Raw genomic sequence first — 20,228 nt, 5'->3', positions numbered from 1 at the left:
TTAACGGGTTCAGTCTAGTTTCGGCTCTGAATTTGGCCTTGTTTCGTCCTGATAGAACACGCATGAGTCCTGAACGCCTTTTCAAAAGACCACGATTGCTTGCTTTCACGCAGGCTGGCCTCGTTTTGGCTGGCTTGTTCGTCTGCGCGCCGTCGGTTCTTGCGCAGGAAGCCTTGCAGCAGCAGCGTGATCAGGCGGCGAGCGAATATGAAAAGCTCAGCAGCGAACTCACCGTCACCGGCGACAAGCTGAAACAGCTTGAAGACGAGGTGGCCGGGCTCAAGAAGGACCAGACCACCATTACCGCAGCACTGATCCAGTCGGCCAAGACCGATAAGAAGCTGCAGCAGGATATTGCCGATATTGCCGACAAGCTTACCGCGCTGCGCGAGCAGGAAGATGGCATTCGCTCGTCGCTGCGCGCACGGCGCGGCGTTCTGGCGGAGGTGCTGGCCGCATTGCAGCGCATGGGGCTGAACCCGCCGCCTGCCATTCTGGTGCGGCCCGACGATGCTCTGGCTTCAGTGCGCAGCGCCGTGCTTCTTGGCGCTGTCGTGCCTGAAATGCGTGAGCAGGTGGAAGAGCTGACGGGCGACCTGAAGGATATGCAGCGGGTCACTGCCTCCATCCGGCAGGAGCAGGAAAAGCTGAAGGCGACGCGCACGGTTCAGGCCGAAGAGCAGAAACGGCAATCACTTCTTCTTGAGGAGAAGAAGAAATTGCAGTCGCAATCGGAACAGGAAATCGATGCGCAGCGCCAGCGTTCGGAAGAATTGGCGGCCAAGGCAGGCAGCCTGAAAGACCTTATCGACGGGCTCGACAAGCAGATGGCGGGCGTGCGCGATGCAGCCGAATCCGCTCGCAAGGCCGAGGCGGATCGCCTTGCCGCAGCAAGGGAAAAGGCCGGAGAAGCAACGCCGAACGACAATCATCTGCGAGCCCAGATTGATTTTGCTTCGCTACAAGGCAAGCTCGCTTTGCCTGCAGCTGGCAAGACGATGCGTCGCTTCGGCGAGAAGGACGGTGTCGGCGGCAGCATGATGGGGCAGGTCGTTGAAACCTTGCCTTCTGCCACGATTACGTCACCTTCCGATGGCGTGATACTTTACGCAGGCACATTCCGTTCTTACGGGCAGCTCTTGATACTCGACGCGGGCAATGGATATCATGTCGTCATGGCTGGCATGGGTCGAATCGACGTATCGCAAGGCCAGTTTGTACTTGCGGGAGAGCCGGTCGGCGCGATGGGAGAAAAACTTCTGGCAAGTGTTGCACCGATAGAGGTGGGCAATGGTGCGCCATTGCTTTACATTGAATTTCGAAAGGATGGAAAACCCGTCGATCCCGCCCCTTGGTGGACCGAACGGCTTTCTGGAAGGACGTGAAAATGATACGTAAACTATCGCTGCTGTTCGCCGGGGCCCTTCTGGGGGCGTCAGCCATGGTGATGGTCCAGGGCGCGCCGGCTTCCACTGCTTTTGCGGCAGGGAAAGATAGCGATGTCTACAAGGAACTGGCCCTTTTTGGTGATATTTTCGAACGGGTGCGCGCGCAATATGTGACGCCGCCGGACGACAAGAAGCTGACCGAAAGCGCGATCAACGGCATGTTGACCTCGCTCGATCCCCATTCCTCCTATCTCAACCCGGAAGCCGCGCAGGACATGCGCGTGCAGACCAAGGGTGAGTTTGGCGGTCTTGGCATCGAAGTGACGATGGACAACGATCTCGTGAAGGTCATCGCGCCGATTGACGATACGCCCGCTTCCAAGGCCGGTGTGCTGGCAGGCGATCTCATCACCAAGATTGACGGGCAGGAAGTTCGCGGTCTTTCGCTGACCGATGCGGTCGACAAGATGCGCGGTGAAATCGGTTCGTCTATCGAGCTGACGATCCAGCGCCAGGGCGTCGACAAGCCGATCACGCTGAAGATCGCACGCGCTGTCATCAAGGTGAAGGCCGTTCGCTATCGCGTCGAGAACGATATCGGCTATCTGCGCGTCATCTCGTTCACCGAACAGACATCCGAAGACCTCAAGAAGGCGATCAAGGATATTCAGGACAAGATTCCGGCCGAAAAGCTCAAGGGCTTCGTGCTGGATCTTCGCCTCAATCCGGGCGGTCTGCTCGATCAGGCTGTGGCTGTTTCCGACGCCTTCCTCGACAAGGGTGAAGTCGTCTCGACCCGTGGTCGCGATCCGCAGGATGTGACGCGCTTCGATGCACGCAAGGGCGACCTGACTGACGGCAAGCCGGTTATCGTTCTCATCAATGGCGGTTCGGCCAGTGCGTCGGAAATCGTTGCCGGTGCATTGCAGGATCATCGCCGCGCCACGGTGCTCGGCACGCAGTCCTTCGGCAAGGGTTCGGTGCAGACCATCATCCCGCTTGGCGAAAACGGTTCTCTGCGTCTGACGACGGCGCTTTATTATACGCCGTCGGGCAAGTCGATCCAGGGCAAGGGCATCACACCCGACATCAAGGTCGACCAGCCTTTGCCGCCGGAACTGAAGGGTGAGGACGTCGTTCGCGGCGAATCCGAACTCAAGGGCCACATCAAGGGCAATGCCGAGGATGACAATGGCTCTGGTTCGTCGGCTTATGTCCCGGCTGATCCGAAGGACGACATCCAGCTCAACGAAGCCTTCAAGCTCCTGCGTGGTGAGGTGGCCAATGCCGCATTCCCGCCGGATCCGAAGAAGGGTGTGTTGAACTGATCGCTCCATGCTGGATCTGAACAGCCCGTTAGGACTGGATAAGAAACCGCAAAAGCGCGGGGGCTCACGCTCCCGCGCTTTTCGTTCGTTCATGACAGGCCTTGTCATTTTAGGCGGGCTTTGCCTTGCCGGGGGCGCGGTATTCGCCATCTGGCAGAACAATCAGGCAGCTTTTCGCAAAACCGAAACCGCCGCCGTGGACCCGACGCAGATCGAAGCGCCAGTCGCCAACAAGACTGAAGCGAAGCCCGTAACCGGTAATACGCCGCCGCCCGGCAGTGCGCTGCGCGGGGCAAGCGGTCAGCCGGGGCCTGCCATCATCAAGGTCACGCCGGATATGCCGCCCGGTATGCCAGGTGCCGCCACCGGTATGGCGGAGGGTAATGTGGTCGTGGTGCAGAACAAGCATCAATCCGGGCAGGATAAGCGTGTTGCCCATCTGCCGGAACAGGCGCTGGTCGAGCAAAGCCCCACCGGCCCGCTTCCGGTGCGTGGTGCAGACGGTCTGCGCCCCATGGATGCCTATGCAGCCGGATGGTCCGGCGCGCGGGGCGCGCGGATTGCCATCGTCATCGGCGGTCTTGGGCTGTCGCAGACCGGCAGCATGGAGGCGGTCGACAAGCTTCCGCCGGAAGTCACGCTCGGATTTGCGCCGCAGGGCAACAGTTTGCAGCGCTGGATGCAGGCAGCCCGGCAAAACGGTCATGAACTTGTGCTGCAATTGCCGATGGAGCCTTTCGACTATCCGCGCATTAATCCCGGTCGCAATACGCTGACGGTGGATGATGGTGCCAGCAAGAACCAGGCTTTCTTGCTGTGGGCGCTGTCGCGGATGACCAATTATGCCGGTGTGATGAATTATATGGGCGCGCGTTTTACATCCGAGACCGAAGCCTTTTCGCCGGTGCTGGGCGAGATTGGAAAGCGCGGCCTGTATTATCTCGATGACGGCACCTCGGCGCGCAGTCAGGCTGACCGGATTGCAGGAAGCGATGCGGTGCCTTTCGCGGCGGCGGATATTCTGATCGATGCGGCGCAGGAGCGCGGCGCGATCCTTGATCGTCTCGATGAACTGGAGCGGACTGCGCGTGCCAATGGCAGCGCCATCGGCACCGGCTCGGCCTTTGCGGTGACCGTCGATGCAGTTGCCGAATGGGCCAATGAGGTCAAGAAACGCGGCATTGAAATCGTGCCGGTCTCGGCACTGGTCCGCGACCCCGAACGGCAGTAGAGTATTTCCAGTTTGAACTGAATCGTTGGAAATACTCTATCTCTTTGTTTTTACGCATTATCCTGCACAAAACCGCTTCGCACTTTTGCTGGAAATGCTATAAGTTTGCATATCATGGAGAATGTCATGTCGAAGCACAAAGGTCCCGTCGATCCCGAAAGCTTGCCTTACCGTCCCTGTGTCGGGCTCATGGTGCTGAACAAGGCCGGTCTGGTCTGGGCTGGCCGTCGTATCGTCATTCCGGGCGACGAGATGGATGGCGCGACCCAGCTCTGGCAGATGCCGCAGGGCGGTATCGACAAGGGCGAGGAGCCGCTCGAGGCAGCTATCCGCGAACTTTACGAGGAAACCGGCATGAAGTCGGTATCGCTGCTCGAAGAAGCGTCGGACTGGATCAATTACGACCTGCCGCCGCATCTGGTCGGCCAGGCGCTCAAGGGCAAGTATCGCGGCCAGACGCAGAAGTGGTTTGCCTATCGTTTTGAAGGCGACGAGAGTGAAATCGCCATCAACCCGCCGCCCGGCGGACACACTGCCGAGTTCGACCGCTGGGAATGGAAACCGATGGTCAAGCTGCCGGAACTGATCGTTCCCTTCAAGCGCAAGGTTTACGAGGAAGTCGTCGCGGCTTTCAGGCATCTGGTAGCCTGATTTAACAGGGGGAGGAGCTTCCGCCCCCTTGTGCCGCCGCCCAACATATAGTCAACTCGCTTCAGGCGCACCGAACGGTTGCGTTTTGAGAGGGAGAAAAACGCATGGATGTTGGAAGTCTTCTCGTATTTCTTTTCGTAGGTCTGATCGCCGGCTGGCTGGCTGGCAAGGTCGTGCAGGGTGGTGGTTTCGGCCTGATCGGCAATATCATCGTCGGCGTGATCGGCGCATTCTTTGCAGGCTGGTTGCTGCCGCGTCTCGGATTTTCCGTTGGCGGAGGGATTGTCGCCTCAATCATCAACGCCTTTATCGGCGCGGCCATCCTCCTGATTATCCTGCGCATCGTCAAACGCGCCTGACTTGTAAATATTCTTCTGAACAGGCCCGGCTTCCCGCAAGCCGGGTTTCTTCATTCCGAAGTTCAATCCCATGACACCGAATTCCAAACTTTCGCTCGGTCTGGTTCTGACTGCATCGGCTGGTTTCGTCGATGCGATTGCCTTCCTGCAGCTGGGCGGTTTCTTTGCATCCTTCATGAGCGGCAATACCACGCAGCTGGGTGTCGCGCTGGCGGGACAGCCCGGCGTGCAGGGCACTGTGCTGGTCTGGTTTCCCGCGATCCTGATCGTGCTGTTCTTTTCCGGCGCCTTCTTCGGCACGCTTGCGGTGCGTTCATACGGTCGTGCGGGCAGTCTTTATGTGATGGCAAGCGTGGTGGCGATCCTGCTGCTGGTCGGCGTGCTGCGGCGCGAGGGTGCATTGCTGGTCCAGCCGGTGCTGCTGCTTGCCGCAGCCATGGGTGCGCAGAATGCTGCAGTGCAGCCCATCGGGGCTGCGCGTCTCGGCGTGACCTATGTGACCGGTACGCTTTTCAACGCTGCAGCCGATCTTGCCTGTTCGCTGCGCGGTGAAACGCCGAAATGGCGCTGGCTGCAGCATGTGGCGGTCTGGCTGTCCCTGATGCTGGGCGCTGTCGGCGGCGGTCTCGGTCACTATTTCATCGGCCTCGACGCCTTGTTCGTTCCGGCTGCGATGATTGTCGGCGTCATGGTCGCCTATATGCGGCTCAAATGATTTAGCATGATCTGATCCGAAAACCGGCTTCCACTTTTCGGGATCATGCTTAACTGAACAGCGATTTCTCGCTTTCCACCAGTTCGGAAATCAGTGCCGATATGGCGGTGACGCGCCGCAATGTGCGGGCAGATTCATGATAGGCGAGCCAGTAGGCGCGCCGGATTACCCGATCCGGCAGAATGGGCACGAGATCAGGATCGGCGCGGGCGATGAAGGCGTGCAATATGCCGATGCCTGCACCGGCGCGCACGGCCTCAACCTGTCCAAGCGCGCTCGACACTTCGAAGGCCGGTTTCCAGTCGCGGCTGATTTCCGGCGCATAGGCCAGCGACGGGTTGATGACGAGATCCTCCACATAGCCGATGAGCCGGTGCCGGGCGAGATCATCGGTGTTTTCCGGCGTGCCGTTCGCCTCTAGATAGCTGCGATGCGCATAGAGACCGAGCGTATAATCGACGAGCCTGCGCGCGATCAGCCTGCCTTGTTCCGGACGTTCGACCGTAATCGCGATATCGGCTTCACGGCGCGACAGTGAGAACGAGCGCGGCACCGGCACGAGCTGGATGGTCAGGTCCGGATATTTCTGTGTCAGCCGCGCCAACCGGGGCGCCAGAAAGTTGACCCCGAACCCGTCCGGCGCGCCGATACGCACTGTGCCCGACACGGCAATATCCGCATTGCCGACATGCGAGCGGGCGGAAAGCATTTCGGCTTCCATGCGTTCGGCGGCGAGCAGAAACTCCTCGCCCGCCTGTGTCAGCGTCGAACCGTTGGTGCGGCGTGTCAGAAGCGTGGTGGACAGCGCCGTTTCAAGCGCAGTGAGCCGTCGGGCAACCGTGGTGTGGTTGAGGCCGAGCCTTTTGGCCGCACCCAGAATCTGGCCAGAGCGCGCAACAGCGAGGAATATGCGAATATCGTCCCAGTTCATGATGCTCTCTGCATAAGGATGTATTCTGATTACTATAAAATTTGCACAACGGATACGCTTTTCATCGCCTTGCAATCATGAATTTGCAGAGTCAAGATGATGTCAACGATGGGAGCTTTGCAGGCTCCTCAAAGCGATCATCAGGGAGGTTCTTCGATGCGCAATATCGGACATTTCATCGGCGGCAAGCATGTGGCAGGCAAGAGCGGTCGCACGGCAGACGTCTTCCAGCCGCTCGACGGCTCGGTGCAGGGCAAGGTAGCACTCGCCACCAAGGAAGAAGTGCGCGCGGCTGTCGAAAACGCCAAGGCCGCGCAGCCAGCCTGGGCTGCGACCAACCCGCAGCGTCGCGTTCGCATCCTGCGCAAGTTCGTCGAACTGGTCGAAGCCGAATATGACAGCCTGGCCGAATTGCTGGCCCGCGAACATGGCAAGACCATTGCCGACGCCAAGGGCGACATCCAGCGCGGCCTCGAAGTGGTGGAAGTCTGCCTCGGTGCGGCGCACATGCTCAAGGGCGAGTTCACCGACAATGCCGGTACGGGCATCGACACTTACTCCATGCGCCAGCCGCTCGGCGTTGTTGCTGGCATCACGCCATTCAACTTTCCGGCCATGATCCCGCTCTGGAAGGCCGGTCCGGCGATTGCTTGCGGCAATGCCTTCATCCTGAAGCCATCCGAACGTGATCCGGGCGTACCGATGCGCCTTGCCGAACTGTTCATGGAAGCCGGTCTTCCGGCAGGCATTTTCAACGTCGTCAACGGCGACAAGGAATCGGTCGATGCGCTGCTCGACGATCCGGACGTCCAGGCCATCGGCTTTGTCGGCTCCACGCCGATTGCCCAGTACATCTATGGCCGCGGCTGCTCGAACGGCAAGCGCGTGCAGTGCTTCGGCGGTGCGAAGAACCATCTCCTCATCATGCCGGATGCCGACATGGACCAGACCGTCGATGCGCTGATCGGCGCTGGCTACGGTTCGGCTGGCGAACGCTGCATGGCGATCTCGGTTGCCGTTCCGGTCGGTGAAGACACCGCCAACCGTCTGATGGAAAAGCTCATTCCCCGTGTTGAATCGCTGAAGATCGGCACCTCCACCGACAATTCCGCCGATTACGGCCCGCTGGTCACCAAGGCTGCGCTCGACCGCGTGCGCGGTTATGTGGACCTTGGTGTTGAAGAAGGCGCGAAGCTGGTCGTCGATGGCCGTAACTTCAAGATGCAGGGCTATGAAGATGGCTTCTACATGGGTGGTTGCCTGTTCGACAACGTGACCAAGGACATGCGTATCTACAAGGAAGAAATCTTCGGTCCGGTTCTCTCGGTCGTGCGCGCCAAGAACTACGAGGAAGCGCTGGCTCTGCCGAACGATCATGAATATGGCAACGGCGTTGCGATCTTCACCCGTGATGGTGATGCTGCCCGCGATTTCGCCAGCCGCGTGCAGGTCGGCATGGTCGGTATCAATGTGCCGATCCCGGTTCCGATCGCCTATTACACCTTCGGTGGCTGGAAGGCTTCCGGCTTCGGCGATCTCAACCAGCACGGCCCGGATGCATTCCGCTTCTACACCAAGACCAAGACCGTCACCTCGCGCTGGCCGTCTGGTGTTAAGGATGGAGCTGAGTTCGTCATCCCGACCATGAAGTAACGCCAGACGCTTTCTTGCTTGCGCGTCCTCGCTTTGCTGCGGGCGCGCGGCATGGCGTCAAGGATGGTGCGGAATTAGTCATCCCGACGATGAAGTAAGCATTGCGCTTGTCACCTCGTCCTTTGAGACGGCGCTTCGCGCCTCCTCAGGATGAGGTGACAGGCAACCTTACTGTCCCCCAAGCGAAACCCCGCCCTTGTGGCGGGGTTTTTGTTTGCGTTTTGAGCGGAGGGAGGCTCCGTACCATCGGTCGTTTGGCGCGAAAGATGGTGCAAATATCCGTCAATCTGACGATGAGCAGGCGCGACGTCTGGCACCTCATCCTGAGGAGGCGCGAAGCGCCGTCTCGAAGGACGAGGTGATGGCAATTCGCTATTGCCCAACCTTATCCTGAGCTTGTCGAAAGGGCAGTTTTTCAGGGATGCGGCAGCGGAAAGCCGTGCCGCTCCGCAAGGACGGCCAGTATCTTGTGCGGGTCGCCGATCAGCGAACGCCCTTCGTGCCTCCCGGTCTCGAACGGGGACCGGTCGCCATCCTTCAGTACCAGCAAGGGCAGGTTTTGGTTGTCTTCGCCTGCCAGCTCTATGACGGTCCTGCGCGGGCGCTGCCAGTCCACGCGCTCTATATGCAGCCTGTCTCCCAGTGCCGGAAAAGAAGCCAGAACACCCTCGATGAGGGCGCAATGCCAGCAATAGAAAAGCTGGCCGGGATAAGCCGGATCTTCAAACCCCGGTTTCAAGAGAAAAAGTCTGTCCTGATTCATGTCGTTTGTCCCAAGGCGCAAGGCCGCTGCAAAGAGGGTGATGCACAGCGCAAATTCGCTAGCTTTGGAACAGCTTTCCAAGCCAAGCGTTCACAACGGATGTATAGCTTGATTTTGATTGCAAAAGCTCAACTTTTCCGATCATCGCCCTAAACTAATAATATGTAGCTCGAAGCCCGATCATTACTGTCAGGAGTTCCGTTCATGAGCGAAAAGATCAATCGCCGTATCGTGCTGGCATCGCGCCCGGAAGGTCGGCCAACCGCAGAAAACTTCCGGCTGGAGGAAGCGGCGATCCCGAGCCCCGGTGACGGTGAGGTTCTCCTGAGACTGCATTATCTGTCGCTCGATCCTTATATGCGTGGGCGTATGAGCGCGGCCAAATCCTATGCCGCGCCGGTGGCAATCGGCGATGTGATGGAGGGTGGCACGGTAGGCGAAGTCGTTGAAAGCAAGAGCGCAGGCTTTGCTCCGGGTGATTTCGTGCTTTCCCATTCCGGCTGGCAGGATTATGCGGTTGCCGATGCCTCGACCTTGCGCAAGCTCCACCCGAAAGAAGCCCCTGTAACGACGGCGCTTGGCGTTCTTGGCATGCCGGGCTTTACCGCCTATTCCGGCCTGCTCACCATCGGCCAGCCGAAACCGGGCGAGACCGTCGTGGTTGCGGCCGCAACCGGTCCGGTCGGTTCTGCCGTCGGGCAGATTGCCCGGATGAAGGGCGCACGCGCTGTCGGCATTGCGGGCGGAGCGGATAAATGCAAGGCGTTGATCGATGAATTCGGTTTCGATGTGGCTATCGATCACCACGGCAAGAATTTCGCACAGGAGCTGGCTGAGGCCTGCCCGAAGGGCATCGACGTTTATTTCGAAAATGTCGGCGGCAAGGTCTTCGACGCGGTGTTTCCGCTGCTGAACCAGTTTGCGCGGGTTCCGGTCTGTGGCCTGATTGCGCAGTACAATCAGAGCGGCCCGTTCGATGGACCTGACCGGTTGCCGCTGGTGATGCGGGATATTCTGTCGAAAAGCCTGACCATTCGCGGCTTTATCCAGCGCGATTTTGCCGATCAGAGGCCAGCTTTTTACCATGACATGGTGAAGTGGATTGCCGACGGTCAGGTGCGTTATCGCGAAGACATTGTCGATGGGCTGGAGAATGCGCCGAAAGCTTTCATTTCCCTGCTGGAAGGAGGTAATTTCGGAAAGCTCATCGTGAAGCTCGCATGAGACTGCAATAAACTGCTTGCAGAACTGCGACTTGAGCGTGATGCTGTGCCTGTTTCTTCTGTTGGAAACTAGTGTGGCGAATCCGAAATTCGTATCACTCCGGGGCGGGGTTGCGAACGAATTTCGGATTCAAAGCCACACTAGTAACATATTGGATCTAGTGTGGTTTACGGATTTGAAGTTCCTGGACGATGATGCCATGCAAATGACAGGAACTTCAAATCCACCGCACTAGGTCATTACAAAGGGCAGGCAGAGCATGGGCGAGCGCCAGCAGGCGGGCATAGGGGAAGGCGGCGGGCCAGGACGCGAGCGTCAGGAAGAGGCCCGGCGTATTCTCGACAGACTCGAACGCGAGCAGACCGGTGCCGAAGGCATCGTGCGGCGCGGATTTTCCCGCACTGCGCATCATCTGGCTGCCACTGACGCCCCCGAAAATGATCCCATCGAGCTTTGGGCTACGCGGATCGGGCGCGGGCTCGGCTTCCTCATCACGCTGGCGATCATCGTCTGGCTCATTCTCTATCTCATGCAAAGCTAGGTACTCAATGACGCTTTCTGCGCCTTCGGATGCGACAACCGTTATTGTCATCTCAAGCCATGTCGTGCGCGGTTCAGTTGGCAATAGAGCCGCCGTTTTCGCGTTGGAAACGCTGGGTTTTCCCGTATGGGCCGTGCCGACCGTAGTGCTGCCATGGCATCCGGGTCATGGGCCTGCTGGACGCATCGTGCCACCGGCGGAAGAGTTTTCGCGCCTGATGCAGGATCTTCAGCGCGCACCGTGGCTTGGCGAGGTGGGTGCTGTCCTGACCGGCTATCTCGGCCATCCCGAGCAGGCGGCAGCCGTTGCCGAACTGGTCAAAGCCGTGAAGGCGAAGAATCCGGGGGCGGTCTATCTGTGCGATCCCGTCATCGGCGATGAAAAGGGGCTTTATGTCCCCGAAGCGACTGCCATGGGTATTCGCGACAAGCTTCTGCCGCTTGCCGATATCGCAACACCCAATCGTTTCGAGCTTTCATGGCTGACCGGCGTTCCGCTGGAAGACAATTCCGCCTTGATGGAGGCTGCATTGGAAGCCGGTCCGGCAACCATGCTGGTCACCTCGGCCTTTCCGCTGATGAGCGGCAGCATCGGCAATATTCTGCTCACGCCGACCATGGCGCTGATGGCCGAACATCGCCGTGTCGATGGTCCGACCAACGGTCTCGGTGATCTGACCTCTGCCGTGTTTCTGGCGCGTCGCCTGTCTGGCATGACGGAGGAAAAGATGTTGCAGAGCACTACTGCGGCAGTGTTCGAAATCATGGCGCGTTCGGCAAAGCGCGGGGCGGACGAGCTGATGCTGGAAGCCGATGCGTCAAGCCTCGCCACGCCGATGGCCATGGTGCAGACGCGGCGGCTGATGCATCCGACCAAGGGGTTCCGCGCTTGACACTTATGGCTCCAGTGCTTGCTGGTGTTGACGGCTGTCCTCGCGGCTGGATCGCCGTGACCGGGGATGGCGGCGGTTTGCGAGCGGAAGTGTTCGGCAGTTTCTCCGCCCTGGTGGCGTCGCTTCCGGACAAAGCGATCATTGCGGTCGATATGCCGATCGGCCTGCCGGAAAAGGGCGGGCGTTCGGCGGAGCGGGCCGCACGAGCACATCTTGCCGGAAGGCAATCGAGTGTTTTTTCCATTCCGCCGCGTGCTGCTGTCTATGCCGAAGATTATCGCGAGAGCTGTTCTTTGTCGCTGGAACGCACCGACCCGCCACGCAAGGTTTCCCGGCAGGCTTTCGGGCTTTTCCCGAAGATCTGCGAGATCGATGAATTTTTGCGCTGCGATCTACGGCTTGCCGAGCGTATCATCGAATCGCATCCCGAACTGGCTTTTGCGGTTTTGAATGGCATGAAGGCCATGTCCCTGCCGAAGAAGATCAAAAGCCGGGTGAATCCGGAAGGAATGGCCGAGCGCCGGGCCTTGTTGCAGCACTGCGGATTGCCGGAGGATTTTTTGAAAGGTCGCGTCCCGCGCGGTGCCAAGGAGGATGACTTTCTTGACGCCTGCGCCATGTATCTCGTGGCTGGTCGTCACGCGCGCGGTCAAGCGCACCCGCATCCTGACCATGAAGAACGCGACGCTTTCGGTCTTCGCATGGCGATATGGGCTTGAGAAGCTTGCATGAAAGCGAAAGGGATCATGCGTCCAATTGGACGCAGTCCGTTCAGTGCATTTCGATTGATCTCGGTTTTCGATAGGGATATTGGAAAAATATGGTTGATCTTCCAGACTCACTTCTCGCCGGTTATCGAACCTTCATGCGCGAGCATTTTGCCCACGAAACTTCACGATATCGCCATTTGGCCGACAAGGGACAATCACCGGAAACGCTGGTTATCGCTTGCTGTGACTCCCGTGCGGCTCCCGAAACCATCTTCAACACGGCGCCCGGCGAAATCTTCGTCCTGCGCAATGTTGCCAATCTCATTCCGCCTTACGAGCCCGATGGCGAATACCATGCTGCTTCGGCAGCACTGGAATTTGCGGTTCAGAGCCTCAAGGTGAAGAATATCGTCGTCATGGGCCATGGCCGTTGCGGCGGCATCAAGGCTGCGCTCGACACCGAAAGCGCACCGCTTTCGCCGGGTGACTTCATCGGCAAATGGATGAGCCTGATCGCGCCTGCAGCCGAAGCCATCAGTGGCAATCAGCTCATGACGCAGAGCGAGCGCCAGACCGCGCTGGAACGCATCTCGATCCGCTACTCCATCAACAATCTGCGCACATTCCCTTGCGTCGATATTCTGGAGAAGAAGGGCAAGCTCACTCTGCACGGCGCATGGTTCGATATCTCGACCGGCGAGCTGTGGGTGATGGATCACCAGACGGGTGATTTCAAACGGCCAGACCCGGCCTGATCCAGATTTAAAAAACGCTTCCTGAAACGGCTTCTCTCAGATCGAGAGGGGCCGTTTTGCCATATTTTGGCCAGCCAAAATTGACGTTTTTGTCTTCCAAACGCGAAAATTCGCATCAAAACATACAAAAATAGCCCCAAACTTTGGGGCTATTCTATGAAGCATGAGGCTTTTCTGCGGCAATTTCAGAGCGAAATTGCGATTTCAGCCTTCAGTTCTTACTTGCCGTCGATGGCCTTGCCCATGACGGCGATGGCGCGCTGGTAAACCTGTGCAGCATTCCAGCCCTGGATCGCGCCGTAGTTCGGTTCGCCCGGCTGATAGCCTGCACCGCGCTGCCAGCCATGGCCGACAAGGAAGTTCGCGGTCGAATAGAGAGCATCCGCCTTGGAGCGGGCCATGTCGATATGGCCGCTGCCGTCGCCGTCGACGCCGTATTTCAGGACGTTGACCGGCAGGAACTGCGTCTGGCCGATTTCACCATGCATGGCGCCAACCGCATTCGGATTGAGGTCCTGACGGTCGATCAGCTTGAGCGCTGCATAGAGCTGGTCGGTGAAATAATCGCTGCGGCGGCAGTCATAGGCGAGCGTCGCGACAGCCGACAGCGTATGCTGCTTGCCGAGATAGGCGCCGAAGCCTGTTTCCATGCCCCAGATCGCGAGCAGCGGGCCGGCTGGAACGCCATAACGCTTTTCGATCGCAGCGAAGAGAGCAGCGTTCTGCTGCTTCTGCGCGCGACCGCGCTTGATGATGGTATCAGCGCCGCGCTTCTGCATGAACTGTTCGAAGGAGAGCTTGAAGCTCTTCTGGTTGCGGTCGGCATTGATAGTGGCCTGCGCGTATTTGGTATTGCCAAGCGCACCGATCGCGGCCTTGCCAATGCCACGCGAAGCGGCTTCCTTCATCGTCTGCTGGAGCCAGGCATTATAACCGGCGGCATTATTGCCGCACTGGGCTGCCTCGGCAATGCCTGTTCCCGTCATCATGCCCACTGCAAGAACTGCTGCTGCCGTCCAAGACCGGCCCTTGGCAACCAATGCCATTCGTTTCTCCTTTGGAGTTGATTCGACCTCAACGCGAATTTGCCATTCCTTACACCAAATGTCATGCGGCAACGGCAAAGCGGGACGAGGCAGGTGCGAAATGCCGCGTCTCAAGCATTTTTGCACAAAAACAGCAAGCTTTTGTTGGTCGCAAAACCTTGATCGAAATTTTTCGCTTGGAAGCTGTGGCTTTCATACCTATTGCTTATGGTCTTACTGGTAAAACTTCTTTACCAGCGTTTCATAGTTGACTTTCAAAGTTCGTGACATTGACGGGGAGGACGCCACATGTCGAACGGATTTCTTGCATTATTTGCATTTCTGCCAATTCTCGTAGCCGGCGTGATGCTGGTCGGATTTCGTATTCAGGCCCGCATTGCGATGCCGGTGACCTATGTGCTGACTGTCGTGATCGCAATGGCGGTCTGGGGCATGAGCGGCAACCGGGTCATTGCCTCGACCATTCAGGGCCTGATCCAGACTGCAGGTCTGCTCTGGATTATTTTCGGTGCGATTTTGCTTCTCAATACGCTGAAATATTCTGGCGGCATTTCTGCGATCCGCTCCGGCTTTGCCCAGATCAGCCCTGACCGCCGCATTCAGGTGTTCCTGATTGCCTGGCTGTTCGGCTCGTTCATCGAGGGCGCATCCGGTTTCGGCACGCCTGCTGCTGTCGTGGCGCCGCTGATGGTGGCCGTCGGTTTTCCGGCGCTTGCCGCCGTTACTTTCGGATTGATCATCCAGTCGACGCCCGTGTCGTTCGGTGCTGTCGGCACGCCGCTCATCGTCGGTGTCCAGTCAGGCCTCAATCGCGAGGCGCTGACGGCGCAATTGCAGGGCGCCGGATCAAGCTGGGAACAGTTCTTCCACATCATCACATCGGAAGTGGCTATCCTGCACGCCATCTGCGGCACGTTCATGCCGCTGTTCCTCGTGGTCATCATGACCCGCTTCTTCGGGCGCAACCGCTCCTGGACGGAAGGTCTCGCCATTCTGCCCTTCGCGCTGTTTGCGGCCTTCTCGTTCACCATTCCTTATGTGCTGAGCGCGGTTTTCCTCGGTGCTGAATTCCCGTCCATGATCGGCGGTCTCGTCGGGCTTGCGCTGGCGACGTTTGCCGCACGAGCCGGTTTCCTGATGCCGAAGCAGAGCTGGGATTTCCCTCCCGCTTCGGAATGGCCTGCAGGCTGGGTCGGCACCGTCCAGATCAAGCTCGATGAACTGACCTCGAAGAAAATCCCGCTTGTTCTGGCATGGACCCCTTACATTCTGCTGGCGATCTTTCTGGTGGTCAGCCGTACGTTCCCGTCGGTTGGCAATGCGCTGAAGTCGATCACGTTCGTTGCCAAGGACATCATGGGCGAAACCGGTATAGGTGGTGATTTCACGCCGCTCTTCCTGCCGGGCGGTCTTCTGGTCATCGTCTGTGTGATCACCTTCTTCCTGCATCGGATGAACGGCGGACAGTTCGCCAAGGCTTTCGGTGAAAGCACAAAGACGCTGGTGGGCGCAGGCTTCGTCCTTCTGTTCACCGTGCCGATGGTGCGCGTCATGATCAATTCCGGCGTCAATGGCAAGGAACTCATAAGCATGCCGCTGATGGTTGCCGACTGGGTGGCGGTGGAAGTCGGAAATGTCTATCCGTTCTTCGCGCCGTCCGTGGGTGCGCTGGGTGCGTTCCTCGCCGGGTCCAACACAGTGTCGAACCTCATGCTCAGCCAGTTCCAGTATGGCGTGGCGGAAGGGCTTGGCATTTCCGGTGCGTTGATGGTCGCCGGTCAGTCAGTGGGCGCCGCCGCTGGCAACATGATCGCGATCCACAACGTGGTTGCAGCTTCCGCGACGGTCGGCTTGCTGGGACGTGAAGGCACGACCTTGCGCATGACCATCATTCCCACGATCTATTATGTGGTTCTGGCGGGAACGCTGCTGATGATCGGCCTTTATGTGCTGGGCATCGGCGATCCGCTTGCCGGTGTGGCCGCACAGTAAAACAAAATCGAAACCGGCCCTGTATTGGAGCGCATCCCGAAAAGTGTGAAACAGTTTTCGGAACAAGAAGCGCCCAAAACAAACTGGGCCGGTTTCAGTGAGTTTCAGGCCTTTTGCTTGACATTGCGGGCTGATCACCTTAAAGCCAGCTCCAATCTATCCGCGATCTTCAGAACGCGAGCCACCGACCGGGACCCATTTGGTATAAAGCGATCCCGGAGGTCCACATCCGACAGCGCGATGCGCCCTCGGGTGCTGTATCGCTTTGGTTGCTTCTTGAACTGGCAGATAAGCGGGACGATTTATCCCTGACGAAGCATAAGCCTCTTCTTGGATTAAAAGGAAATTCGATGTTTGAATCACTTCAGGAGCGTCTTGGCTCCATCCTGAACGGCCTTACCGGACGCGGCGCTCTTTCTGAAGCCGACGTGGCCGCGGCGTTGCGCGAAGTGCGTCGCGCGCTGATCGAGGCTGACGTTTCGCTGGAAGTGGTTCGCTCCTTCACCGACCGCGTTCGTGAGAAGGCCGTCGGCGCAGAGATTCTGAAAAGCATCAAGCCCGGCCAGATGGTCGTCAAGATCGTCCATGACGAGCTTATCGAGATGCTTGGCACCGAAGGTGTCGCAATTGACCTGAACGCGCCTGCGCCTGTCGTCATCATGATGGTCGGTCTGCAGGGGTCGGGCAAGACGACCACCACAGGCAAGATCGCCAAGCGTTTGACGGAGCGCCAGCGCAAGAAGGTGCTGATGGCGTCGCTCGATACGCGCCGTCCTGCCGCACAGGAACAGCTTCGCCAGCTCGGTATTCAGACCAGTGTCGACACGCTGCCGATCATCGCCGGCCAGTCGCCGGTCGAAATCGCCAAGCGCGCCGTACAGGCTGCAAAGCTTGGCGCACACGATGTCGTCATTCTCGATACTGCAGGCCGCACGCATATTGACGAGCCGCTGATGGTGGAAATGGCGGATATCCGCAAGGCCGCCAATCCGCACGAAATCCTGCTCGTCGCCGACAGCCTGACCGGTCAGGATGCCGTCAATCTGGCGCGCAATTTCGACGAGCGCGTTGGCATTACGGGTATCGTTCTCACCCGTATGGATGGCGATGGCCGTGGCGGTGCAGCGCTTTCGATGCGTGCCATCACCGGCAAGCCGATCAAGCTGATCGCCACCGGCGAAAAGATGGATGCGCTTGAGGAATTCTATCCGAAGCGTATCGCCGACCGTATTCTCGGCATGGGCGACATTGTTTCGCTCGTGGAAAAAGCTGCTGAAAACATCGACGCGGAAAAAGCCGCGGCGATGGCCAAGAAGATGCAGTCGGGCAAGTTCGATCTCAATGATCTTGCCGATCAGCTGGGCCAGATGAAAAAGCTCGGCGGCATGGGCAGCATTATGGGTATGATGCCCGGCATGGGCGGAATGAAGGACAAGGCAGCAGCAGCCGGTCTCGACGACAAGGTGTTCGACCGCCAGCTCGCCATCATCGGCTCGATGACCAAGGCCGAGCGCGCCAATCCCGACCTTCTCAAGCACAGCCGCAAGCAGCGCATTGCCAAGGGTTCCGGCACGACTGCTGCCGACATCAACAAGCTTCTCAAGATGCACCGCCAGATGGCCGACATGATGAAAGTCATGGGCAAGGGCAAGGGCGGAATGATGAAGCAGATGATGGGCGGCCTTGCCAACAAGATGGGCCTTGGTGGTCTCGGTGGCGGAATGGGCGGCCTTGGTGGCATGCCTGATCTCTCGAAGATGGACCCGAAGCAGCTTGAAGCACTTGCCAAGCAGGCGGAAGCAGCCGGTCTGACGAAAGGCGGCGGTTTGCCGGGCCTTCCGGGCGGCGGTCTCCCCGGTTTGGGAGGGCCTAAGCTTCCCGGTCTTGGTGGCGGTCTTCCCGGCCTGCCGAAGAAGAAGTGAGCATCATGAGCGACGAACAGAACACTGCACCGGCTGAACTTCTGGCACTGCGCGCCTCCATCGACAATATCGATGCTGCGCTGATCCACATGCTGGCCGAACGTTTTCGCTGCACCAAGGCTGTCGGTGTACTCAAGGCCGAACGCGGCCTCGCACCGGCTGATCCGGACCGCGAAAAGCGTCAGGTGGAACGTCTGCGCGCCCTGGCAACCGATGCCCACCTCGATCCCGATTTCGCCGAAAAATTCCTGAACTTCATCGTGAAGGAAGTCATTCGGCATCATGAGCATGCCGCCGCAAACCACGGCGGAAAGTAAAGCGCATCCCGAAAAGTGTGAAACGGTTTTCGGGTAAGATGCGCGTCAAAACAACAACCGTAGCTACGGTTTAACCCGTTTTGCCCTGACCATCCCTCGGGCGAAGCAATTGTCTAAAGGAAAGAAAAAATGTCTCTGAAGATTCGTCTGGCCCGCGCTGGCTCCAAGAAGCGTCCTTACTACCACATCGTTGTTGCCGACGTCCGCAGCCCGCGTGATGGCCGCTTCATCGAAACCGTTGGTGCATGGAACCCGATGCTGGCCAAGGACGCTGAACGCGTGAAGCTCGATGCCGACCGCATCCAGCATTGGATTGCACAGGGCGCACAGCCGACCGACCGCGTTCTGCGCTTCCTTGACCAGGCTGGTCTTGCAAAGCGTCCGACCCGCAGCAACCCGACCAAGGGTGAGCCGGGCAAGAAGGCTCAGGAACGTCTGGCCATGGCCAAGCAGGCTGAAGAAGAAGCTGCTGCAAAGGCCGCTGAAGCTGCCGCAGCCGCTGCTGCTCCGGCTGAAGAAGCTGCAAGCGAATAATTTTTCGCGCAGTCTTATGGTTTGAAAAGGCGGCGGAGCAATCCGCCGCTTTTCTTATGGGCTGGTCTTATGGGCTGGCTAAGATGTTGCCGGTCGAGCCTTACCTCAGGTCCAGCTCCCATGTCTGACCGGTGAGATCCGCGCCGAAGGAATGGTGCGGTGCTTCATCAATGAGCCGGAATCCGGCGCGTTCGTAAAGACGCCGTGCTGCCGTGAGAACACTGTTCGTCCATAGAGTGATGCGCTCATCGCCGACAGTGCGCGCGCGTTCGATACAGGCGTTCACGAGCTTTGCACCGACACCGGCCCCGCGCGCACCCGGTTCGACATAGAGCAGGCGCAATTTGCCAAGCTTTGGCTGGTCCCCCTTGACCAGAAACACCGATCCAACCACACGACCGTCGAGTTCAGCTACCCACGCCGCATCGTGGGTGGGATCGAAGGCTTCAGAGAAATCGGCAAGAATGCGGGCAACGAGTGCCTCATAGTCGCTGTTCCAGCCATACTCGTCCGTATAGAGCACTGCCTGCCGGTGAATGATCCACCCCAGATCACCGGCCCGCAGATTGCGCAGCTGCAAATCCTTGGGGTGCTCGTCATCAAATATGCGCTTGATCGTACCCGCTGCTGCCAGCAGATTTCTGCGCTGATCCGGCTGCAGTCCGTCGAGAAGTTCGCCAACAGCGTCGCAGGTGTTACGTTCCAGTGCGCCGAATGTCTTGCGACCGGCATCGGTCAGTTGGATGGGACGGCTGCGGCCTCCGTCGGGATGCTCTGACGTCTCGATCAACCCACGTTCGGTGAAGCGTTTCAGTGTTCTGCTCAACTGGCCCCGGTCGAGCCCGAGCGCTCGCATGATGTCTGCCGCCGCAGGTGCTGTGCGATGGGCGATCTCGTAGAGGATACGCGCCTCGGTCAGCGTGAACGGGCTCTTGTCCAGATGGGCGTTCAGCAGGCCGAGACGGCGCGTATAGACACGGTTGAACGCCCGTAATGCACTGATGTCGTCGAGATTGTCTACTTGCGTCATGTCTGCTTACGCCCCGGCGCGGCGTCTCCCTATGTTGACACTATCAATATCTATTGTGTTGACTAAGTCAACATATTCGTAAGGTGAAATCCATTCGGGAAAGACCTCGCTGCGGCGCCGTGCGCAGGCGGTTTTCTTTGACTGTTGTGCATGCGCTGCAATCAGGCTGGACGATGCGCGAAATTGCGTTATCTTGTTGATTTGACGGCTCGCATTTGCGTGAACGCACATATGCGGGTGATGAAT

21 protein-coding genes are annotated in these 20,228 nt (G+C 58.7%); 17 read left to right on the top strand and 4 right to left on the bottom strand.

Annotated elements, in window-relative coordinates:
- Nucleotides 1–62: 62 nt before the first annotated feature.
- The 6 genes from CES86_RS09440 to CES86_RS09415 all read left to right on the top strand — a co-directional run bounded on the left by CES86_RS09440 (nucleotide 63) and on the right by CES86_RS09415 (nucleotide 5,672).
- Complete coding sequence (locus tag CES86_RS09440; RefSeq protein ID WP_094514243.1) at nucleotides 63–1,385, top strand: murein hydrolase activator EnvC family protein; 1,323 nt, start codon at nucleotides 63–65, stop codon at nucleotides 1,383–1,385.
- A 2-nt stretch (nucleotides 1,386–1,387) separates the two neighbouring features.
- Nucleotides 1,388–2,716, top strand: coding sequence for a S41 family peptidase (locus tag CES86_RS09435; protein WP_010661509.1), 1,329 nt, complete (start codon nucleotides 1,388–1,390; stop codon nucleotides 2,714–2,716).
- A gap of 7 nt (nucleotides 2,717–2,723) precedes the next feature.
- Nucleotides 2,724–3,947, top strand: a complete 1,224-nt coding sequence (locus CES86_RS09430; RefSeq protein ID WP_094514241.1) for a divergent polysaccharide deacetylase family protein — start codon at nucleotides 2,724–2,726, stop codon at nucleotides 3,945–3,947.
- A 126-nt stretch (nucleotides 3,948–4,073) separates the two neighbouring features.
- Entirely contained in the window at nucleotides 4,074–4,598 is a 525-nt protein-coding gene (locus tag CES86_RS09425) for an RNA pyrophosphohydrolase (protein WP_012091231.1), read from the top strand.
- Nucleotides 4,599–4,702: 104 nt separating this feature from the next.
- Nucleotides 4,703–4,957, top strand: coding sequence for a GlsB/YeaQ/YmgE family stress response membrane protein (locus tag CES86_RS09420; protein WP_010661506.1), 255 nt, complete (start codon nucleotides 4,703–4,705; stop codon nucleotides 4,955–4,957).
- 70 nt (nucleotides 4,958–5,027) lie between these two features.
- Nucleotides 5,028–5,672 carry a YoaK family protein gene (locus CES86_RS09415; protein ID WP_012091233.1) on the top strand — a complete coding sequence of 215 codons (645 nt, stop codon included), beginning with the start codon at nucleotides 5,028–5,030 and terminating at the stop codon, nucleotides 5,670–5,672.
- A 49-nt stretch (nucleotides 5,673–5,721) separates the two neighbouring features.
- Here the strand turns inward: CES86_RS09415 and CES86_RS09410 are convergent, their stop codons facing one another.
- Complete coding sequence (locus CES86_RS09410) at nucleotides 5,722–6,603, bottom strand: LysR family transcriptional regulator (protein ID WP_010661504.1); 882 nt, start codon at nucleotides 6,601–6,603, stop codon at nucleotides 5,722–5,724.
- Between the two features lie 156 nt (nucleotides 6,604–6,759).
- Here CES86_RS09410 and CES86_RS09405 point away from each other — a divergent pair, with 156 nt between their 5' ends.
- A complete protein-coding gene (locus tag CES86_RS09405; protein ID WP_010661503.1) occupies nucleotides 6,760–8,256 on the top strand; it encodes a CoA-acylating methylmalonate-semialdehyde dehydrogenase in 1,497 nt (498 codons plus the stop codon).
- Between the two features lie 415 nt (nucleotides 8,257–8,671).
- On the opposite strand, the gene CES86_RS09400 is transcribed toward CES86_RS09405, so the two are convergent.
- Nucleotides 8,672–9,019, bottom strand: a complete 348-nt coding sequence (locus tag CES86_RS09400; RefSeq protein ID WP_094514263.1) for a DUF3088 domain-containing protein — start codon at nucleotides 9,017–9,019, stop codon at nucleotides 8,672–8,674.
- Nucleotides 9,020–9,223: 204 nt separating this feature from the next.
- On the opposite strand from CES86_RS09400, the gene CES86_RS09395 reads away from it, so the two are divergent.
- The 5 genes from CES86_RS09395 to CES86_RS09370 all read left to right on the top strand — a co-directional run bounded on the left by CES86_RS09395 (nucleotide 9,224) and on the right by CES86_RS09370 (nucleotide 13,141).
- A complete protein-coding gene (locus tag CES86_RS09395) occupies nucleotides 9,224–10,243 on the top strand; it encodes an NADP-dependent oxidoreductase (RefSeq protein ID WP_094514240.1) in 1,020 nt (339 codons plus the stop codon).
- A 259-nt stretch (nucleotides 10,244–10,502) separates the two neighbouring features.
- Nucleotides 10,503–10,784 carry a hypothetical protein gene (locus CES86_RS09385; RefSeq protein ID WP_010661500.1) on the top strand — a complete coding sequence of 94 codons (282 nt, stop codon included), beginning with the start codon at nucleotides 10,503–10,505 and terminating at the stop codon, nucleotides 10,782–10,784.
- A gap of 7 nt (nucleotides 10,785–10,791) precedes the next feature.
- Complete coding sequence (gene pdxY / locus CES86_RS09380; RefSeq protein WP_094514237.1) at nucleotides 10,792–11,676, top strand: pyridoxal kinase PdxY; 885 nt, start codon at nucleotides 10,792–10,794, stop codon at nucleotides 11,674–11,676.
- A 5-nt stretch (nucleotides 11,677–11,681) separates the two neighbouring features.
- Nucleotides 11,682–12,395, top strand: coding sequence for a DUF429 domain-containing protein (locus CES86_RS09375; RefSeq protein ID WP_094514236.1), 714 nt, complete (start codon nucleotides 11,682–11,684; stop codon nucleotides 12,393–12,395).
- Between the two features lie 101 nt (nucleotides 12,396–12,496).
- On the top strand, nucleotides 12,497–13,141 hold the full coding sequence (locus CES86_RS09370) for a carbonic anhydrase (RefSeq protein WP_012091238.1): 645 nt from the start codon (nucleotides 12,497–12,499) through the stop codon (nucleotides 13,139–13,141).
- A gap of 218 nt (nucleotides 13,142–13,359) precedes the next feature.
- Here the strand turns inward: CES86_RS09370 and CES86_RS09365 are convergent, their stop codons facing one another.
- Nucleotides 13,360–14,187 carry a lytic murein transglycosylase gene (locus CES86_RS09365; RefSeq protein WP_010661496.1) on the bottom strand — a complete coding sequence of 276 codons (828 nt, stop codon included), beginning with the start codon at nucleotides 14,185–14,187 and terminating at the stop codon, nucleotides 13,360–13,362.
- On the opposite strand from CES86_RS09365, the gene CES86_RS27495 reads away from it, so the two are divergent.
- From CES86_RS27495 to rpsP, 5 genes are all read left to right on the top strand, one after another.
- Nucleotides 14,181–14,438, top strand: a complete 258-nt coding sequence (locus tag CES86_RS27495) for a hypothetical protein (protein ID WP_167387107.1) — start codon at nucleotides 14,181–14,183, stop codon at nucleotides 14,436–14,438. The genes CES86_RS09365 and CES86_RS27495 overlap by 7 nt on opposite strands.
- A gap of 37 nt (nucleotides 14,439–14,475) precedes the next feature.
- On the top strand, nucleotides 14,476–16,179 hold the full coding sequence (locus CES86_RS09360) for an L-lactate permease (RefSeq protein WP_010661495.1): 1,704 nt from the start codon (nucleotides 14,476–14,478) through the stop codon (nucleotides 16,177–16,179).
- Nucleotides 16,180–16,529: 350 nt separating this feature from the next.
- Nucleotides 16,530–18,101, top strand: coding sequence for a signal recognition particle protein (ffh, locus tag CES86_RS09355; protein ID WP_012091239.1), 1,572 nt, complete (start codon nucleotides 16,530–16,532; stop codon nucleotides 18,099–18,101).
- A 5-nt stretch (nucleotides 18,102–18,106) separates the two neighbouring features.
- On the top strand, nucleotides 18,107–18,418 hold the full coding sequence (locus CES86_RS09350; RefSeq protein WP_012091240.1) for a chorismate mutase: 312 nt from the start codon (nucleotides 18,107–18,109) through the stop codon (nucleotides 18,416–18,418).
- 129 nt (nucleotides 18,419–18,547) lie between these two features.
- Nucleotides 18,548–18,952, top strand: coding sequence for a 30S ribosomal protein S16 (gene rpsP / locus CES86_RS09345; RefSeq protein ID WP_010661492.1), 405 nt, complete (start codon nucleotides 18,548–18,550; stop codon nucleotides 18,950–18,952).
- Between the two features lie 100 nt (nucleotides 18,953–19,052).
- On the opposite strand, the gene CES86_RS09340 is transcribed toward rpsP, so the two are convergent.
- Entirely contained in the window at nucleotides 19,053–19,982 is a 930-nt protein-coding gene (locus CES86_RS09340; RefSeq protein ID WP_012091241.1) for a bifunctional helix-turn-helix transcriptional regulator/GNAT family N-acetyltransferase, read from the bottom strand.
- Nucleotides 19,983–20,228: the final 246 nt, after the last annotated feature.

Origin of the sequence: Brucella lupini (assembly GCF_002252535.1) — a bacterium.
Lineage (GTDB): Bacteria > Pseudomonadota > Alphaproteobacteria > Rhizobiales > Rhizobiaceae > Brucella > Brucella anthropi.
This window is presented reverse-complemented; position numbering and strand designations above follow the sequence as displayed.

What these genes read in the sequence shown, in the direction of transcription:
- CES86_RS09440 (WP_094514243.1), top strand. Translation starts at nt 63, where the DNA reads ATGAGTCCTGAACGCCTTTTCAAAAGACCACGATTGCTTGCTTTCACG.
- CES86_RS09435 (WP_010661509.1), top strand. Translation starts at nt 1,388, where the DNA reads ATGATACGTAAACTATCGCTGCTGTTCGCCGGGGCCCTTCTGGGGGCG.
- CES86_RS09430 (WP_094514241.1), top strand. Translation starts at nt 2,724, where the DNA reads ATGCTGGATCTGAACAGCCCGTTAGGACTGGATAAGAAACCGCAAAAG.
- CES86_RS09425 (WP_012091231.1), top strand. Translation starts at nt 4,074, where the DNA reads ATGTCGAAGCACAAAGGTCCCGTCGATCCCGAAAGCTTGCCTTACCGT.
- CES86_RS09420 (WP_010661506.1), top strand. Translation starts at nt 4,703, where the DNA reads ATGGATGTTGGAAGTCTTCTCGTATTTCTTTTCGTAGGTCTGATCGCC.
- CES86_RS09415 (WP_012091233.1), top strand. Translation starts at nt 5,028, where the DNA reads ATGACACCGAATTCCAAACTTTCGCTCGGTCTGGTTCTGACTGCATCG.
- CES86_RS09410 (WP_010661504.1), bottom strand. Translation starts at nt 6,603, where the DNA reads ATGAACTGGGACGATATTCGCATATTCCTCGCTGTTGCGCGCTCTGGC.
- CES86_RS09405 (WP_010661503.1), top strand. Translation starts at nt 6,760, where the DNA reads ATGCGCAATATCGGACATTTCATCGGCGGCAAGCATGTGGCAGGCAAG.
- CES86_RS09400 (WP_094514263.1), bottom strand. Translation starts at nt 9,019, where the DNA reads ATGAATCAGGACAGACTTTTTCTCTTGAAACCGGGGTTTGAAGATCCG.
- CES86_RS09395 (WP_094514240.1), top strand. Translation starts at nt 9,224, where the DNA reads ATGAGCGAAAAGATCAATCGCCGTATCGTGCTGGCATCGCGCCCGGAA.
- CES86_RS09385 (WP_010661500.1), top strand. Translation starts at nt 10,503, where the DNA reads ATGGGCGAGCGCCAGCAGGCGGGCATAGGGGAAGGCGGCGGGCCAGGA.
- pdxY (WP_094514237.1), top strand. Translation starts at nt 10,792, where the DNA reads ATGACGCTTTCTGCGCCTTCGGATGCGACAACCGTTATTGTCATCTCA.
- CES86_RS09375 (WP_094514236.1), top strand. Translation starts at nt 11,682, where the DNA reads ATGGCTCCAGTGCTTGCTGGTGTTGACGGCTGTCCTCGCGGCTGGATC.
- CES86_RS09370 (WP_012091238.1), top strand. Translation starts at nt 12,497, where the DNA reads ATGGTTGATCTTCCAGACTCACTTCTCGCCGGTTATCGAACCTTCATG.
- CES86_RS27495 (WP_167387107.1), top strand. Translation starts at nt 14,181, where the DNA reads ATGCCATTCGTTTCTCCTTTGGAGTTGATTCGACCTCAACGCGAATTT.
- CES86_RS09365 (WP_010661496.1), bottom strand. Translation starts at nt 14,187, where the DNA reads ATGGCATTGGTTGCCAAGGGCCGGTCTTGGACGGCAGCAGCAGTTCTT.
- CES86_RS09360 (WP_010661495.1), top strand. Translation starts at nt 14,476, where the DNA reads ATGTCGAACGGATTTCTTGCATTATTTGCATTTCTGCCAATTCTCGTA.
- ffh (WP_012091239.1), top strand. Translation starts at nt 16,530, where the DNA reads ATGTTTGAATCACTTCAGGAGCGTCTTGGCTCCATCCTGAACGGCCTT.
- CES86_RS09350 (WP_012091240.1), top strand. Translation starts at nt 18,107, where the DNA reads ATGAGCGACGAACAGAACACTGCACCGGCTGAACTTCTGGCACTGCGC.
- rpsP (WP_010661492.1), top strand. Translation starts at nt 18,548, where the DNA reads ATGTCTCTGAAGATTCGTCTGGCCCGCGCTGGCTCCAAGAAGCGTCCT.
- CES86_RS09340 (WP_012091241.1), bottom strand. Translation starts at nt 19,982, where the DNA reads ATGACGCAAGTAGACAATCTCGACGACATCAGTGCATTACGGGCGTTC.